Annotated in this window: 16 protein-coding genes; 5 read left to right on the top strand and 11 right to left on the bottom strand. The window is 66.1% G+C overall.

All coding sequences use genetic code 11. The features are described 5' to 3' along the window. The 9 genes from QX128_RS24000 to QX128_RS23960 all read right to left on the bottom strand — a co-directional run bounded on the left by QX128_RS24000 (position 1) and on the right by QX128_RS23960 (position 7,986). Positions 1–777 (bottom strand): DUF3298 and DUF4163 domain-containing protein, encoded by a 777-nt coding sequence (locus tag QX128_RS24000; RefSeq protein WP_316238694.1) that lies wholly within the window; start codon positions 775–777, stop codon positions 1–3. A gap of 125 nt (positions 778–902) precedes the next feature. Beyond that, complete coding sequence (gene scpA, locus QX128_RS23995; RefSeq protein ID WP_316238693.1) at positions 903–3,059, bottom strand: methylmalonyl-CoA mutase; 2,157 nt, start codon at positions 3,057–3,059, stop codon at positions 903–905. A gap of 19 nt (positions 3,060–3,078) precedes the next feature. After that, entirely contained in the window at positions 3,079–3,543 is a 465-nt protein-coding gene (locus QX128_RS23990) for a GFA family protein (RefSeq protein WP_315804229.1), read from the bottom strand. Beyond that, positions 3,540–5,408, bottom strand: coding sequence for a methylmalonyl-CoA mutase subunit beta (locus tag QX128_RS23985; protein ID WP_315804228.1), 1,869 nt, complete (start codon positions 5,406–5,408; stop codon positions 3,540–3,542). Before QX128_RS23985 ends, QX128_RS23990 begins: the two co-directional genes overlap by 4 nt. A 102-nt stretch (positions 5,409–5,510) precedes the next feature. Beyond that, on the bottom strand, positions 5,511–6,002 hold the full coding sequence (gene folK, locus QX128_RS23980) for a 2-amino-4-hydroxy-6-hydroxymethyldihydropteridine diphosphokinase (protein ID WP_315804227.1): 492 nt from the start codon (positions 6,000–6,002) through the stop codon (positions 5,511–5,513). Positions 6,003–6,007: 5 nt separating this feature from the next. Continuing rightward, a complete protein-coding gene (folB, locus tag QX128_RS23975) occupies positions 6,008–6,376 on the bottom strand; it encodes a dihydroneopterin aldolase (protein ID WP_315804226.1) in 369 nt (122 codons plus the stop codon). Continuing rightward, positions 6,373–7,230, bottom strand: a complete 858-nt coding sequence (folP, locus tag QX128_RS23970) for a dihydropteroate synthase (RefSeq protein WP_315804225.1) — start codon at positions 7,228–7,230, stop codon at positions 6,373–6,375. The genes folB and folP overlap by 4 nt, the downstream gene beginning before the upstream one ends. 74 nt (positions 7,231–7,304) lie before the next feature. Then, positions 7,305–7,712, bottom strand: a complete 408-nt coding sequence (locus QX128_RS23965) for a DUF4332 domain-containing protein (RefSeq protein WP_315804224.1) — start codon at positions 7,710–7,712, stop codon at positions 7,305–7,307. A 67-nt stretch (positions 7,713–7,779) separates the two neighbouring features. Beyond that, positions 7,780–7,986, bottom strand: coding sequence for a hypothetical protein (locus QX128_RS23960; protein WP_315804223.1), 207 nt, complete (start codon positions 7,984–7,986; stop codon positions 7,780–7,782). A gap of 335 nt (positions 7,987–8,321) precedes the next feature. On the opposite strand from QX128_RS23960, the gene QX128_RS23955 reads away from it, so the two are divergent. Further along, positions 8,322–9,929, top strand: coding sequence for a helicase HerA-like domain-containing protein (locus QX128_RS23955; RefSeq protein WP_315804222.1), 1,608 nt, complete (start codon positions 8,322–8,324; stop codon positions 9,927–9,929). 159 nt (positions 9,930–10,088) lie between these two features. Continuing rightward, positions 10,089–11,492 carry a M20/M25/M40 family metallo-hydrolase gene (locus tag QX128_RS23950; RefSeq protein ID WP_315804221.1) on the top strand — a complete coding sequence of 468 codons (1,404 nt, stop codon included), beginning with the start codon at positions 10,089–10,091 and terminating at the stop codon, positions 11,490–11,492. Between the two features lie 51 nt (positions 11,493–11,543). On the opposite strand, the gene QX128_RS23945 is transcribed toward QX128_RS23950, so the two are convergent. Next, positions 11,544–12,755, bottom strand: coding sequence for a GGDEF domain-containing protein (locus QX128_RS23945; protein WP_316238692.1), 1,212 nt, complete (start codon positions 12,753–12,755; stop codon positions 11,544–11,546). Between the two features lie 145 nt (positions 12,756–12,900). Further along, a complete protein-coding gene (locus QX128_RS23940) occupies positions 12,901–13,995 on the bottom strand; it encodes a trypsin-like peptidase domain-containing protein (RefSeq protein WP_316238691.1) in 1,095 nt (364 codons plus the stop codon). 222 nt (positions 13,996–14,217) lie between these two features. Here QX128_RS23940 and groES point away from each other — a divergent pair, with 222 nt between their 5' ends. From groES to QX128_RS23925, 3 genes are all read left to right on the top strand, one after another. After that, positions 14,218–14,532: a co-chaperone GroES gene (groES, locus tag QX128_RS23935; protein ID WP_315804218.1), complete on the top strand. Its 315-nt coding sequence runs from the start codon at positions 14,218–14,220 to the stop codon at positions 14,530–14,532. Between the two features lie 41 nt (positions 14,533–14,573). Further along, positions 14,574–16,196, top strand: a complete 1,623-nt coding sequence (gene groL, locus QX128_RS23930; RefSeq protein ID WP_316238690.1) for a chaperonin GroEL — start codon at positions 14,574–14,576, stop codon at positions 16,194–16,196. Positions 16,197–16,459: 263 nt separating this feature from the next. Next, positions 16,460–16,690, top strand: coding sequence for a hypothetical protein (locus QX128_RS23925; RefSeq protein ID WP_315716108.1), 231 nt, complete (start codon positions 16,460–16,462; stop codon positions 16,688–16,690). Positions 16,691–16,766 lie beyond the last annotated feature (76 nt).

Here is a 16,766-nt window from a genome sequence, read left to right as displayed (position 1 = left end):
TCACTGGTCTTCCGCATCCCCCTTCGGCCTGGCGCCGCCGAAGATCGCCTGGCCCTCCGGTGACAGATACGGCTTCAGCGTCTCCCACGGCACGAAGGCGACGTACTGGCCTTCGGCGTAGGGGCCGACCGCATAAGGCGGGTAGTGGAAGGTCAGGCCGGAGCTCTTTCCGGCCTCCGTGGAGGGAGCGAGCGTCACGGCGCCGATCTTCAGCAGCTTCGGCTCCAGCCCCTTGAACCATTCGGCGGTCGCCGTCTCCGTGGCGTCGCGCTTCTTTTTCTCGGCCTTCAGCGACGTGATCACCGCATTCAGCATCGCCTTCATCGTGGGGCCGTTGTCGGCGGTGTCGGTGAAGAACGGGCGGATGCTGATCGGCTTGGCCGCGGCCTTGTCCCAGAGGATGGTGTTGACGTCGCTGTTGGGATGCGCGGCGCGCGTGTCCATGTAGTCGTCCCGGAGGATGCTGACGTAGCGGTCGGCGACGACCGAGCGAATGGAATATCTGCGCTCGAACGACCACTTGCCGTCGCGGAACGTTTCCGGATCTTCCTTGCGCTCCTTGGCGGCGTCGGCGGCGTTCTTGTCGATCCATTTCTTGCCGTCGGCCAGGCAATAGGCCGCGAGCGGCGCATCAGCCTTGATCCGGGCATCGAGCGTCACGTTGGCCTCGACCGCCTTGGTGTTGATGCTGGCATCCGGCTTGGGATCGGCGGCGAGGACCGGCGCGGCCCAAAACAGGCCAAGCAGCGCAGCGGCGCAAAGTGTCGAACGGGTCATGACTAGCAATATCCAATGGGTGAAGATGCGGATCGCCAGGAAATGCTGAGGTTCATGAGCAACAACGTAACGGCGCACGATCGGACGATCGCGCGCCGAAGAGCTGCGCTCGCGGATTCGAAAAACTATTCCGCTGCCTGGCTGTGGCCGAGCCGCGCGTTGAGCTTGTGGATCAGTTCCTCCGCGGCGTCGGCGATCACGGTGCCCGGCGGGAAGATCGCTTCCGCGCCGGACTTGTACAGCGCGTCGTAATCCTGCGGCGGCACCACGCCGCCGACGATGATCATGATGTCCTCGCGGCCCTGCTTCTTGAGCGCGGCCTTGAGCTCCGGCACCGCGGTGAGATGCGCGGCGGCGAGCGACGACACGCCGAGAATGTGGACGTCGTTCTCGACCGCCTGCCGCGCCGCCTCGTCGGCGGTGGCGAACAGCGGCCCGATGTCGACGTCGAAGCCGATGTCGGCGAAAGCGGACGCGATCACCTTCTGGCCGCGGTCGTGGCCGTCCTGGCCGATCTTGGCGACGAGGATGCGCGGCCGGCGGCCTTCCGCCTCCTCGAACGCCTCGATCAGCGCCTGCAGCTTCTCGGCTTTGCCGGACATGGCGGCGATCTCCCGCTTGTAGACGCCGGTGATGGACTTGATCTCGGCGCGGTGGCGGCCGAACACCTTTTCCAGCGCGTCGGATATCTCGCCGACGGTCGCCTTGGCGTGCGCGGCGTCGATCGCGAGCGCCAGCAGGTTGCCGTTGCCGTCGCCGGCCGAGCGCGTCAGCGCCGCCAGCGCCGCGTCGACCTCGGCCTGCTTGCGCTCGGACTTCAGCCGCGACAGCTTGTCGATCTGCAGCCGGCGCACGGTGGAATTGTCGACCTTGAGAACGTCGAGCGGCGGCTCGTCGGTCGGCTTGTACTTGTTGACGCCGATGACGGACTGGCGGCAGGTGTCGATCCGCGCCTGGGTCTTGGCCGAGGCCTCCTCGATGCGCAGCTTCGGCACGCCGGCCTCGATCGCCTTGGCCATGCCGCCGAGCTCCTCGATCTCCTGGATGTGGCCCCAGGCCTTCGCGGCGAGATCGCGGGTGAGGCGCTCGACGTAGTACGAGCCGCCCCAGGGATCGATGATCCGGGTGGTGCCGCTCTCCTGCTGCAGGAACAATTGCGTGTTGCGGGCGATGCGCGCGGAGAAGTCGGTGGGCAGCGCCAGCGCCTCGTCGAGCGCGTTGGTGTGCAGCGACTGGGTGTGGCCTTGCGTGGCGGCCATCGCTTCGACCGCGGTGCGCACCACGTTGTTGTAGACGTCCTGCGCGGTCAGCGACCAGCCCGAGGTCTGGCTGTGCGTGCGCAGCGACAGCGAGCGCGCGTCCTTCGGATTGAACGGCTTCAGGAGCTTGGCCCACAAAAGCCGCGCGGCGCGGAGCTTGGCGACCTCCATGAAGAAGTTCATGCCGATCGCCCAGAAGAACGACAGCCGCGGCGCGAAGCGGTCGACGTCGAGGCCGGCGGCGATGCCGGCGCGCAGATATTCGACGCCGTCGGCGAGCGTGTAGGCGAGCTCGAGGTCCTGCGTCGCGCCGGCCTCCTGCATGTGATAGCCGGAGATCGAGATCGAGTTGAACTTCGGCATCCGCTGCGAGGTGAAGGCGAAGATGTCGGAGATGATCCGCATCGAGGGCGAGGGCGGATAGATGTAGGTGTTGCGCACCATGAACTCTTTCAGAATGTCGTTCTGAATGGTGCCCGACAGCTTCTCCGGCGGCACGCCTTGTTCTTCGGCGGCGACGACGAACAGCGCGAGGATCGGCAGCACCGCGCCGTTCATGGTCATCGACACGCTCATCTGGTCGAGCGGAATGCCGGCGAACAAGGTGCGCATGTCGTAGATCGAGTCGATCGCGACGCCGGCCATGCCGACGTCGCCGCCGACGCGCGGATGATCGGAATCATAGCCGCGATGGGTGGCGAGATCGAACGCGACCGACAGGCCCTTCTGGCCGGCGGCGAGGTTGCGCCGGTAGAAGGCGTTGGAATCCTCCGCCGTGGAGAAGCCGGCATATTGCCGGACGGTCCAGGGTTGGTTGACATACATCGTGGGGTAGGGACCGCGCAGATAGGGCGCAATGCCGGGCCAGGTGTCGAGGAAGTCGATGCCGGCGAGATCGGCCTCGCCATAGGCCGGTTTCACCGGAATGCCTTCCGGCGTCAGCCACGGCTCGGCGGCCCCCGCGGGCGCGGGGGCTGCGATGGGTTCGAATGCGATGGCGCTGAAATCAGGAATGCGGCTCATGGCCTCGTGTCCTCATCGCTTAATCATGATCCGGATGCTGATGGCTGACGACACCAGCCATCTTCTCCGGTCCGTAGTTCTGCTGCGTGGTCTGGCTCGGCAGGTTGGCGATCGCGACCACCCAGCCGAGCCGCGACTCCGAGCCATATTGCCGCGTCGGCACCACCCGGTCCGGCCGGTCGAAGGTCCCGGTCATGATCTCGATGCGCGGTCCGTCGATACGGCGAAAGCTCAGGGGCGTGCCGCATTGGCTGCAGAAGTCGCGCATCGCGATCGAGGAGGAATGGAACGCGGCCGGCTGACCGCGGGTCCAGGCGAAGCTCTCATTGTTGATTTCAGCGAACGACGCGAACGGCGCGCCCGAAGCCTTCTGGCACATCCGACAATGGCAGATGCTGACCTTGCTCGGCGCCGACATCAGCGCGTAGCGGATCGCGCCGCATTGGCAGCCGCCGGTGAGGACGGGTTTGCTTTCGTCGGTCATGCTGACTCCAGATGCGCGTAGGCGTCCGCGAGCGTCTTCAATGCGTCGCCGCCGGCAAAGACGAAGCTGCCGATGCCGGCCTCGCGCAGCGCAGCTTCCTGTTCGCCGCCGCGGCCTGCCAGATAGATATGTCGCGCGCCGGCGGCCTGAAGGGCCTTGGCAGCGGGAACCGCGGCGTCGGCATAGACCTTGTCGGACGAGCAAAGGCAGGCGATCGCGGCGCCGGAGGCGCGGTAGGCATCTGCGAGCGCGGCCGGATCGGCGCCGCCCTGGCCGTCGATCGCGGCGATACCGCCGGCCTCGAAGAAGCTGCGGGCGAAGGTGGCGCGCGCGGTGAAGTCGGCGGCGGTGCCGAGATTGGCGAGGAACACCGAGGGGCGCTGTCCCTGGCGCTCCAACAGCGCGTCCGAGCGATCACGCAGCTTCTCGAAACCGTCCGCGAGACGGATCGGCGCGAGCGCGGCGAAGGTGAGCGAAGCCTTGTCGATCGGTTGCGGCGCCACCGGTGCGAGCGCTTCGACCGCGACCGCGGCCTCGTTGAGATTTGGAAACTCGCTGGCGCCGGTCAGCACGTCGCGGCGCCTCGCGATGTTGGCATCCCGCACCGCCTTGACCGCGGCGACCTTGGACTGGATCAGCCCGGTCTGCAGAGCCGCGCCCACGCCGCCGGCCTTCTCGATCTCCTGGAACAGGGCCCAGGCGGCGCTGCACAGCTCGCTGGTCAGCGCCTCGACGCCGCCGGCGCCGGCGGCCGGATCGGCGACGCGGGCGAGATTGCTTTCCTCCAGCAGCACCAGTTGCGTGTTGCGGGCGACGCGGCGCGCGAACGCGTCGGGCAGGCCGAGCGCGGTCGTATGCGGCAGCACCGTCACGGCGTTGGCGCCGCCGAGCCCGGCCGCAAACACGGCGATGGTGGCGCGCAGCATGTTCACGTAAGGATCGCGCCGGGTGAGCATGCGCCACGCCGTCTCGCCCGAGATGAAGAGCGGCTTCGGTGCCAGCCCGCACGCCTCCTCGACGCGTGCCCACAGCCGGCGCAGGCTGCGGAATTTCGCCAGCGTGAGGAACTGATCGGTGTCGGCGGCGAGCCGGCCATAGATCATGCCGCGCGCGGTCTCGAGCGCGATGCCTTCGGCTTCGAGCGCCCGCAGATAGGCGACACCAGAGGCGAGCACGAAGGCGAGCTCCTGCGCCTCCGATCCGCCGGCGACGTGCACGACGCGGCCGTCGGCGGCGAAGAACGGGCCTTTGAAGCCGGCCTCGTGCAGCTGCCTGACCAGCGCGCCCGAATTGCCGCCGAGCGTCGATGCGTCATGCGTGCTTGCGCCGCGAACAGCGGCGTCCCCGATCGGATCGAGGCCGAACCGGATGTCGCAGGCCGCGGCCGTGATGCCGCGCTGCTTGACGATATCGGCGACAAGCGAGGCGGGCGAGAGCGAGTCACCGAGCTGCAATTCGATTGCAATCGCAGCATCGAGATGCACGCCGTCGAGCGCGCGCGCCACCGCGTCGGCGTTGGCGGCGAGGCCAAAGCCATGCGCGGCATTCGAGCCGGCAAACACCAGCGACAAACCGGTCGCGCCGTTCTCGAGGTCGATCAGCGCCTGCGCATTGGCCTTGGCCGGATCGGGATGATCGATGCGCTGCATGATCTGCCATGGCGACGATGGTGCGCGGCCCGCGACCGGCGCGGCATGCTTGGCGCGCGGATAGATCGGCTGGATTTCGAGCCCGTCATAGGTCTTGCCGACCAGCTTCTCGAAGGCCGCACCCTTCAGCACGCCATCGACCAGCTTGCGCCAGTCCGCCTCGCCGGCCGGAGCGAAATCGGCAGCCAGTCGCAGATCGTCGGTCTCGGTCGTCATGTCGGTACGCGTCTCCCGGGGCGTCTGTTATCGCGATTGTTGTGGCGCAAAATGCCACGTCAGGGCGGCCAAGCCAAACGGTTGTTTGGCCGGAGATGTCAGCTATTCGGCTGACGGCAGCGGCCGGATTCCGTCGCGCGAAACGGCGAGCACGGCCTCGTCGACGCGGCGCCCGGCAATCCGTCGCGCCGGCACGATCTCGGACAACGGCACCAGCACGAAGCCGCGTTCGAACAGCCGGGGGTGCGGCAGCGTCAGATCGGGCGTGTCGACCGCGATGTCGTCATAGGCGATCAGATCCAGGTCGAGCGTCCGCGGGCCCCAACGCGTCTCTTGCGTGCGATCGCGGCCGAACATGCGTTCGACCGCGTGCAGAGCGCTGAGCAGCCGCCGTGGGGGCATCGCGGTTGCGATCTCGATGCAGGCATTGATGAAGGTCGGCTGCTGCTCCTCGCCCCAAGGCGGCGTGGTGTAGTCGGACGACCGCGCAACGAGCGCAGCCGAGGCACGCGCGCAGATCTCCGGAATGGCGCGCCGGAACGTCGCCCTGACGTCGCCGACATTGCCGCCGAGAGCGATCAGCGCGCTCGCCATCGGGGTTACGGATGCCGGGAGCGCGTCAGCACCACGCCGACATCCTCGAAGATGGCGGCGATCGGCGCATGCGGCTTGTGCACGGTCACTTTGACGGCGCGGATGCGGGCGAAGGTCGACAGGATCGCATCGGCGACCGCGCCGGCCGCGCGTTCGAGCAGGCGGTAGTTGGTGTCCTTGAACGCCGCCGTCGCCGTCTCCACCACGTCGGAATAAGACACGGTGTCGGCGAGGCGGTCGCTGCGCGAGGAGTCCGACAGATCGGTGTAGAGTTCGAGGTCGATGACGAAGCGCTGGCCGACCTCGCTCTCATGCTCCATCACGCCATGACGCGCGTGGATGAGAACGCCCTTGATGAAGATCGTATCGGTCATCGCAGTGCCTCGATTGCCGCGGCCACGCGCACGGCCTGAACCGTCTCGGCGACGTCATGCGCCCGGATGATTGCAGCACCGCGCCGAGCCGCAATCAGATGCGCCGCGATCGAGCCGCCAAGCCGCTCCTGCGGCTCCGACGCCACCACGGTGCTGATGAAACGTTTTCGCGATGCGCCGACCAGCAGCGGCAGCCCGAAGCATGCGAATGCATCGAGCCGGGCCAGCGCCGTCATGCTCTGCTGCGGCGTCTTGCCGAAGCCGATACCGGGATCGAGCACGATGTTCCCAATGGGGATGCCGGCCTTGGCCGCGATGTCCAGCGAGCGCGTGAAGAAGCCCAGCATGTCTTCGATGATGTCGATCTCCGGATCGACGGCAGCACGGTTGTGCATCACCACGACCGGCGCGCCATGCGCGGCGACGACCGTGGCCATCGCGGGATCGCGCTGCAGGCCCCACACATCATTGGCGATCGCGGCACCATGGTCCAGCGCGTAACCTGCAACTTGAGATTTCATGCTGTCGATCGACACGGGCACGCCGAGTGCGACGATCGCAGGCAGGATCGGTCGCAGGCGCGCCAGTTCCTCCTCGGCCGTGACCGGCACCGCGCCCTTGTAGGGGCGGGTCGACTCGGCGCCGATGTCGATGATGTCGGCGCCGGCCGCGATCATGCGCTCGGCCTGCGCGATCGCCCGTTCCGGCGCATCGAAACGGCCGCCGTCCGAGAACGAATCCGGTGTGACGTTGAGAATGCCCATCACCGCCGGGAATGGACGCGAAAGCCACGGCCGCAGCAGCGGGTGGCTCGACGCGAGGTCCGGGGCGGAGTGCGGCGAAATGGCGCTCATGGGCGCCGCTTTGCGCGGTTGGCACCGTCAAGTCAAGGTGTCGCACTGCACAAGCGCGGTCAATCCAGAGCCGATCAATAGCTGATCTTCGGCTCCAGCCGCCGCGCCTTTTCGATGAGCTGGCCGACCGACCTCTCCGACGGCAGGATGCGAACCAGCTTCCGCCGGGTGTTCACTTCCTTGATGTTCTGCGCCAGCCGGGCCGGATTGCGGTGCGCCAGCTCGCGCACGGTGGTCACGCCGGCTGCGCGGACGAGGCAGACCTTGGCCTTGCCCATGCCGGGAATGCGCATGTAATCGGCGGCGTTTGCCCAATCGAGCAGTTGCTGCTCGCTGATGCCGGTCTTGGCGGCCAGCGCCTTGCGCCCTTTCACGGTCCGGGCGGCTTCGAGAAATGCGTCGGTGGTCCGGATGCCCAAAGCTTTCAGCTTGGCGGCATAGAAGGTCGTCATGCCTTCGAGTTCGGTGATCGGATATGTCATGATACTCGGCGCGCGCGAAGGTGCTTCAGATGATCTGGCCCAGGCGGTCGGGCTTGGGGCAACCGGCTCAGGCCGGGTGTGCCTGTCGCGATCGTGCCAACTGATCGGCTTCGATTTGGTCGCGGCCGAACGCAAAAAGTTCACCGGCTGACGGCTGCTGCCCCTGCCGTCGCCATCCAATATCGCTGAGGAGGTCAGGCCCGATGCCGATGATTTCAGCCACGACTTTACTGATGCCGGCCGTTCTGGCCAGCGGCTCAATCAACTCGCTCATGTGAACCCCGTCTCATCCGGTCCCCCACGACCGGACGTCCTCTCGCTGAATTCATCTTGATCGGACGATCCGTGAATTACAAGCGAGGAGCCGGCTTGGTGCGCGAATCGATTCGCGATCGACGATGAACTGTTGCAGCGATGCAAGACCGGATGTTGAATCTACGTACCAAACGTGCGCATCGCGCGGCACCAATGCTAAGAAAAGTGCGTGCCGTGCGAAGAGGTGAGGCACCCTGACGCTGGTTCCAGCTCGCGAAACTCAACTATGTTATCGTACGCGATGCTCCGCACCACGTGTGATGCGAAACATTCTCTCTCGAAAGATGGATCATCATGGCACCATCCGGAAAACCCCTGGCTGATACCGACGACAAGATCTTCGTGGGTGCCGGCGAGCAGCCGGCCTGGTTGACACTTGCGCTTGCCAATCGTCATGGACTGGTCACCGGCGCGACCGGCACCGGCAAGACGGTCTCGCTGCAGGTGATGGCCGAAGGTTTTGCCCGTGCCGGTGTTCCGGTCTTCGCCTCCGATATCAAAGGTGATCTCTCGGGCATTTCGCAAACCGGCGAAGCGAAGGACTTCATCCTCAAGCGCGCCACCGAGCTCGGCCTCACCTATCAACCCGATCAGTTCTCGACGGTATTTTGGGATGTGTTCGGCGAGCAGGGGCATCCGGTGCGCGCCACCGTCACCGAGATGGGACCGCTGCTGCTGGCGCGGATGCTCGACCTGAACGACGTTCAGGAAGGTGTTCTCAACGTCGCGTTCCGCGTGGCCGACGAGAACGGCCTCGCCCTGATCGACATGAAGGATCTGCGCGCGCTGCTCGACGCCATCATTCCGGACGCCAAGAAGGGCGCGGATGCGGACGCCGACCCGCTGGCGCCGATCCGGAAGGCGGCGCAGTCGTTCGGCAATGTCACGCGCGCGACCGTCGGCACGATCCAGCGGCAGTTGCTCGTGCTCGAGAACCAGGGCGGCACGAAGTTCTTCGGCGAGCCGGCGCTGGCGCTCACCGACTTCATGAAGACCGACCGCGACGGCCGCGGCATGATCAACATCCTCGTCGCCGACAGGCTGCTGCAGAACCCGCGGCTCTACGCGACGTTCCTGCTGTGGATGCTGTCGGAGCTGTTCGAGGAGCTGCCGGAGGTCGGCGACGTCGCCAAGCCGAAGCTCGTCTTCTTCTTCGACGAGGCGCATCTGCTGTTCAACGATGCGCCCAAGGCGCTGATGGACAAGATCGAGCAGGTGGTGCGTCTGATCCGTTCCAAGGGGGTCGGCGTCTATTTCGTCACGCAGAATCCGCTCGACGTTCCCGATCGCGTGCTCGGTCAATTGGGCAACCGCGTGCAGCATGCGCTGCGCGCTTTCACGCCGCGCGATCAGAAGGCCGTCGCTGCCGCCGCCGATACGTTCCGTCCCAACCCCAAGCTCGACACCGCCAAGGTGATCACCGAGCTCGGCAAGGGCGAGGCGCTGGTGTCGTTCCTGGAGGGCAATGGCACGCCGGCGATGGTGGAGCGCGTCCTGATCCGGCCGCCGTCGGCGCGCATCGGATCGGTCACGCCGGAGGAACGCAAGGCGGTCATCGCTGCAAGCCCGGTCAAGGGCAAATACGACACCGCGATCGACGCCGAGTCCGCCTACGAGCTGCTGCAGAAGCGGATTAGCGGAACCGCCGTGACGACGGATGCCTCCTCCGGCGGCGTGCTCGGCAAGATCAGCGACATCGCCGCCACGATCTTCGGCACGAATGTCAAGCGCGGCCAGCTCTCGACCACGCAGGTGATCGCGCGCAACGTCGCGCGCTCGGTCACGGACAAGGTGGTCGGCGGCATCGCGGCCGATCTCGGCAAGCAGGTCGGCGGCTCGCTGGGCGGCTCGATCGGCCGTTCTCTCGTGCGGGGCGCGCTTGGTGGACTGCTGCGGCGTTGACAGGGCGCCTTGTTCCCGGCCGGCGTGATGGCCTTGTCATGTCCTCTGCGCCGACTGCGGCGCAGGCGGCATCTTCTGCCTTTGCATGAGGCTGGCCCGGACCGCGCAACGGAGCTACAAGCGGGCCAATAGCCGTTACATGCGAAGGATCCGGTGGCCATGGCCAATGCGCAGCTTCAATCCGTTCTCGATCACATCGATGCCGACTTCGACAACAGCCTGGAACGGCTGTTTGCGCTGATCCGCATCAAGTCGATCTCGGCCGATCCGGTCTTTGCTGACGATTGCAGGGTGGCGGCCGATCACCTCGCCAAGGATCTCGCGACGCTCGGCTTTGCGACCGAGGTGCGCCCGACCGCTGGCCATCCGGCCGTGGTCGGCAAGAGCAACGGTCATGGCGCCGCCAAGCCGCATGTCCTGTTCTATGGTCATTACGACGTGCAGCCGGTCGATCCGCTCGACCTGTGGCACCGGCCGCCGTTCGAGCCTGTGGTCGCCGATCACGCCGACGGCCGCAAGATCATCGTCGCGCGCGGCGCCGAGGACGACAAGGGCCAACTGATGACCTTCGTCGAGGCCTGTCGCGCCTGGAAGAAGGTGACGGGGGCGCTGCCGCTCGACATCACCATGCTGATCGAAGGCGAGGAGGAGGTCGGCTCCAAGAACTTCGTGCCGTTCCTCGAGGCCAACAAGGACGAGTTCAAGGCCGATTTCGCGCTGGTCTGCGACACCGGCATGTGGGACCCGAACACGCCGGCGATCACGACCTCGTTGCGCGGCCTGCTCTATGAGGAGATCAAGATCAAGGCCGCCAATCGCGACCTGCATTCCGGCGTGTTCGGCGGCGGCGCGCGCAATCCGATCCGCGTGCTGACCGAAGTGCTTGGCGGCCTGTTCGACGCCGACGGCCGCATCACCATTCCCGGCTTCTATGATGGCGTGAAGGACGTTCCGCCTGAGGTGCTGGAGCAGTGGAAGAAGCTGAACCTGACGCCCGAGAGCTTTCTCAAGCCGATCGGCCTGTCGATTCCCGCCGGCGAGAAGGATCGTCTGCTGATCGAGCAGATCTCGTCGCGACCGACCTGCGACATCAACGGCATCTGGGGCGGCTATATCGGCGAGGGCTCCAAGACCGTGATCCCGTCGCTGGCGCATGCGAAGGTCTCGTTCCGCCTCGTCGAGGGCCAGGACCCGCTGAAGATCCGCAAGGCGTTCCGCGACTACGTCTCGGCGCGCATTCCCGGCGACTGCTCGGTCGAGTTCGGCGATCATTCGGCGGGCGCCGCGATCGCGCTCGACTGGACCATGAAGCCGCTGGCGGCTGCCAAGCAGGCGCTCACCGAGGAGTGGGGCAAGGAGACCATCCTGATGGGCTCGGGCGCCTCGATCCCGATTGTCACCGATTTCAAGAAGACGCTCGGTCTCGATTCACTGCTGGTCGGCTTCGGTCTCGACGATGACAACATCCATTCACCGAATGAGAAGTACGACCTGAAGAGCTACCACAAGGGCATCCGCTCCTGGGCCCGCATCCTCGCTGCGCTCGCGGAGATGCCGCAGTAGGTAGGCGCTCATCCGGGCTGCGATGCGCTGGTCGTTTGCACCAGGCGCAACTCACGCAGCGCTGGCGACCGAGCTCGCGGTCGGGTCGCTGCCGGCGATCTTGCGCAGCGCTGCGAGATTGGCCTCGGCTGAGGCCAGCCGCCAGCATGATTTGCCGCTCGACTTCGCTTCATACAATGCGGCGTCCGCCGCGAACAGCAGGGCTTCCGGATCGGTGCCGTGCTCGGGCGCGACGGCGATGCCGATGCTGCTGCCGATCTGGACATGCGCGCCGCCCGGCAAGGCCATCGGCGCGGTCATCACCTCGATGATGCGCTCGCCGAGCGCCAGCGCGTGGTCGATCGCCGGATCACCGGCGAGCACGACGAATTCGTCGCCGCCGATCCGGGCGATGACGTCGTCGGGAGCGGCGGTCTGCCGCAGCGTCCGGCCGACGATCTTCAGCAGCTCATCGCCTGCGGCATGACCGAAGGTGTCGTTGACCGGCTTGAAGCCATCGAGGTCGAGATACAGGACAGCAAGGCTGCGATCGCCGCCGGCGTTGAGCCTGCTCTGCAGCGCATCGATCAGGCCGGCGCGATTGGACAGACCCGTGAGCGGATCGAGCCGCGCCCGCTCGTCGCTCTCGCGTTTGGCCTGCATCACCGCCACCAGCATCCTGTTGAGCCGGAACGCCGCGCCGGTCATGGCGAGGAAGTAGACCGGCATCTGCAGATACATCGCGAACAACAGCGGCTCATGCGACGTCGCGACGCCGGGGATCACGGGGCCGATGCTGAACAGGATCATCGTGCCGACGAGGCGCGGCGCGCTGAAATTGCGAAAGCAGATGCCGCCCACCATGGCGGCCGAGGAGATGCAGGTCAATGACGCGGCCACCCAGTCGCCGGACGCGAGGCTGATGCCGACGCCGAAGCCGACGCTGGCGCTCCAGGCCACCGACAGCAGGATGTGGATGTCGGTCGGCGTCGCCAGCCGCTCGCGCGCGCGGCGGTAGGCGATCATCATCACGACCAGACGCGACAGGCAGACCGCGACCTCGAGCACGAACCAGGTGATGAAGAGCGGGCTCGGCGTGCGCAGCGCAAGCGCTCCGGCAACGGCGACGGTGTTGATGGCGCCCCCGGCGAACACCGACCAGCAGCCGTAGAGCTCGCCGGTCAATGCGCCGCGGATATCTGATGACACCGGATATCCCGGGTCGGCCAGCCAGCGCGTCACGCGCCAGCGTGGCAAACTGAACGACAAACCATCACCCCGCATTTCAATACCTCCGCGGGGTTGCAATAAGCGCGACGGCACTTAACAGGCATTTAGAGAGGTATCGGCGTCTCGCTGCATGCTTGATGCACGGTAAAAATTTACTCCACGTGGTATGCGCAGCTCACAGCGTACTGAAGTTGAATTCTCAGCCCGAAGTCCGCGCACGCGCGCGTTCTTCGGCGACTGGCGCGACCTCCACCGTCGCATTGCCGAGCGCGCGGTCGCGCTCGAACACGAGGCGGACGCGCTGCCCGACCGGTGTGAGGCCGATCAGGTTGCGCACCTGCGTGGCGCTGCGCACCGGCATGTCGTTCGCCTTCACAATGATGTCGCCCTTGCGCAATCCAGCGCGTTCGGCCGGCGAGCCCACGGTGACGTCGGCGACGCGCGCGCCTTGAATGCGGCCGTCGGCCGGCGCGTCGAGGTCGAGCAGGGTCACGCCGATTCGTCCGCGATCGACGCGGCCGTTCGCGACGAGCTGCTCCATCACCCGTCGCGCCATGTTGATCGGCACCGCGAAGCCGATGCCGACATTGCCTCCGCCGGGCGAGATGATCGCGGTGTTGATACCGACCAGCTCGCCGCGCAGATTGATCAGCGCGCCGCCGGAATTGCCGGGATTGATCGCCGCGTCGGTCTGGATGAAATCCTCGTAGCCCTGCTTGCCCAGGCCCGTGCGTCCGAGCGCGCTGACGAGGCCGGAGGTGACCGTCTGGCCGAGGCCGAACGGGTTGCCGACCGCGATCACGAAGTCGCCGACCTCGAGCGCGTCGCTGTCGCCGAGTGCGATGGCCCTGAGCTCGATCGGGTCCCTGATCTGCAGCAGCGCGATGTCGGTGGCGGGATCGCGCCCGACCAGGCGGGCGGCGAATTTGCGGCCATCCTTGGTGCGGATCTGCGCTGTCGTGACGTGCTCGACGACGTGATTGGCGGTCATCACGTAGCCGCGCTGCGCATCGACGATAACGCCCGAGCCGGTGGCGCTGATCTGCTTCTCGACCTGCTTGGGGACGTCGAAGAACTCGCGGAACAGCGGGTCCTGGTAGAGCGGGTTGTCCTGGCGGACCTTGCCTTCGACCGAGATGTTGACGACGGCGGGCGTCACCTCCTTGACCAGCGGGGCCAATGTCGGCACCCGGCCGAGCTTGAGATCGGGAATTTGGGCCAAGGCAGGCCCGGTCATCAGGCAAAACAGAATGGCAGGCGCCAGGACGGCCCGGAGAGAAGGCGGAAGCTGCATCGTGATCCCCAACAAGTGCGATCAAGATTTTTTGGCGACGACAGAGCTGGGAAAGCGGCCGGCCCGGTTCAAGAGCCGGGCTGGCAATCGTTCCCCGAGAGTGCCAAAAAATTTGCGTGACCCTCTTGAACGAAAAGTTCGGCTTTCCTAGGTCGTTGCTCGCTCGGGGGCCTGATGGGACCCGAGGCTTGTGACATCGCTGATCTGTGAAGGAGGATGTGCATGCAATTCTGCCCATTGCACGACCGCGTGCTCGTGCGCCGTATCGATGCCGAGGAGAAGACCAAGGGCGGCATCATCATTCCCGACACCGCCAAGGAGAAGCCGCAGGAGGGCGAGATCGTCGCCGCGGGGCCAGGCGCGCGGAATGAGCAGGGGCAGCTGGTGCCGCTAAACGTCAAGGCCGGCGACCGGGTGCTGTTCGCGAAGTGGTCGGGCACCGAGGTCAACATCGACGGCAAGGATCTCCTGATCATGAAGGAGAGCGATCTGCTCGGCATCATCGAAGCTCCCGTGGCGGCGAAGAAGGCCGCCTGATCCCTCAACTGACAGTCATCGAAGGAAAGGAGACGACGAACATGGCTGCCAAGGACGTGAAGTTTTCCACCGATGCGCGCGACCGCATGCTGCGCGGCGTCGACATCCTCGCCAATGCCGTGAAGGTCACGCTCGGCCCCAAGGGCCGCAATGTCGTGATCGAGAAATCGTTCGGCGCGCCGCGCATCACCAAGGACGGCGTCACGGTCGCCAAGGAGATCGAGCTGGAGGACAAGTTCGAGAACATGGGCGCGCAGATGGTGCGCGAGGTGGCCTCGAAGACCGCCGATCTCGCCGGCGACGGCACCACGACCGCCACCGTGCTCGCCCAGGCCATCGTGAAGGAGGGCGCCAAGTCGGTGGCCGCCGGCATGAACCCGATGGATCTCAAGCGCGGCATTGATCTCGCCGTCGACGCGATCGTCGCGGACCTCAAGGCGCACGCCAGGAAGATCACCAGCAACGACGAGATCGCCCAGGTCGGCACCATCTCGGCCAATGGCGACAATGAGATCGGGGGTTTCCTCGCCGAGGCCATGCAGAAGGTCGGCAACGAGGGCGTGATCACGGTCGAGGAGGCCAAGAGCCTCGATACCGAGCTGGAAGTGGTCGAGGGCATGCAGTTCGACCGCGGCTATGTCTCGCCGTACTTCGTCACCAACTCCGAGAAGATGCGGGTCGAGCTCGAGGATCCCTACATCCTGATCCACGAGAAGAAGCTGTCGGGCTTGCAGACCATGCTGCCGCTGCTCGAGGCCGTGGTGCAGTCGGGCAAGCCGCTGCTGATCGTGGCTGAAGACGTCGAGGGCGAGGCGCTGGCGACCCTGGTCGTCAACAAGCTGCGTGGCGGCCTGAAGATCGCGGCCGTCAAGGCGCCGGGCTTCGGCGATCGCCGCAAGGCGATGCTGGAGGACATCGCGATCCTCACCGGCGGCACGACCATCTCCGAGGATCTCGGCATCAAGCTGGAGAACGTGACCCTGTCGATGCTCGGCCGCGCCAAGAAGGTCGTGATCGACAAGGAGAACACCACCATCGTCGACGGCGCCGGCAAGAAGGCCGACATCGAGGCCCGCGCGCAGCAGATCAAGCTGCAGATCGAGGAGACCACCTCCGACTACGACCGCGAGAAGCTGCAGGAGCGGCTGGCCAAGCTCGCCGGCGGCGTCGCGGTGATCCGGGTCGGCGGCGCCACCGAGGTCGAGGTCAAGGAGCGCAAGGACCGCGTCGACGATGCGCTGCACGCCACCCGCGCCGCGGTGGAGGAGGGCATCCTGCCCGGCGGCGGCGTGGCGCTGCTGCGCGCCACCAAGGTGCTCGACGGCGTCAAGACCGCCAATGCCGACCAGAAGGCCGGCGTCGACATCGTCCGCCGCGCCATCCAGGTGCCGGTGCGGCAGATCGTGCAGAACGCCGGGGAGGACGGCTCGCTGGTGGTCGGCAAGCTCCTGGAGAAGGATGCCTATGGTTGGGGCTTCAACGCCGCGACCGGCGAGTACCAGGATCTGGTGCAGGCCGGCGTGATCGACCCGGCCAAGGTGGTCCGTACCGCGCTGCAGGACGCGGCCTCGGTTGCCTCGCTGCTGATCACCACCGAGGCGCTGGTGGCGGACAAGCCGAAGAAGGCCGACGCCACCGCGGCCGCGCCGTCGATGGACTTCTGATCTGATGCAGCCGGGGCCGGCCGCAGCCAGCCCCGGCTGTTCCAGAAAGAAATATCGACAAACAACTGATCGCTGCCCCGTGAGGTCGTGGATCGGCCACAACGCGCAGCTATCAATCAGGCCAACGACCGCAATCCGTCCACAACCGGCCACAATTGCATTCGGTGAGCCGGCTGAGGACGGACCGACGGTCGACGGGAGGTGTGGTTGAGCGCTGTCGCGCCGCCCGGTCTCATCAGCAGCGCGAGCTCGCAGGCCCGATCATGCCAGCCTGGCAATACGATCATCCGCCGCCCAACCCGACCTCCGTCATGAGCATGGGCGATCCGCGTCGCTTGACACGGTTTCTGATCGAGAGCGAACAGCGCGTGGTGGCACACTGCCAGGCCGTGCTGTCGCGCGGTGACATCGATCAGCGCGAGCGCGACCGGCTGGTCAGCGTGCTCCGCGAGGCGACGATGCGGCTGCAGCGGCTGTCTGCCGTGGCCGCCTGACGGGTGTTGCGCCGCGAAAAGGCTGCGACAAAAAATTCGATCTTCCCCTCTTGAAATGGATATCGGTTGTTCTAAT

This window comes from Bradyrhizobium sp. SZCCHNR1015, from assembly GCF_032489875.1.
Taxonomy (GTDB): Bacteria; Pseudomonadota; Alphaproteobacteria; order Rhizobiales; family Xanthobacteraceae; genus Bradyrhizobium.
Note: the sequence above shows the minus strand (reverse complement) of the source record. Positions and strands in the feature narration are given on the sequence as shown.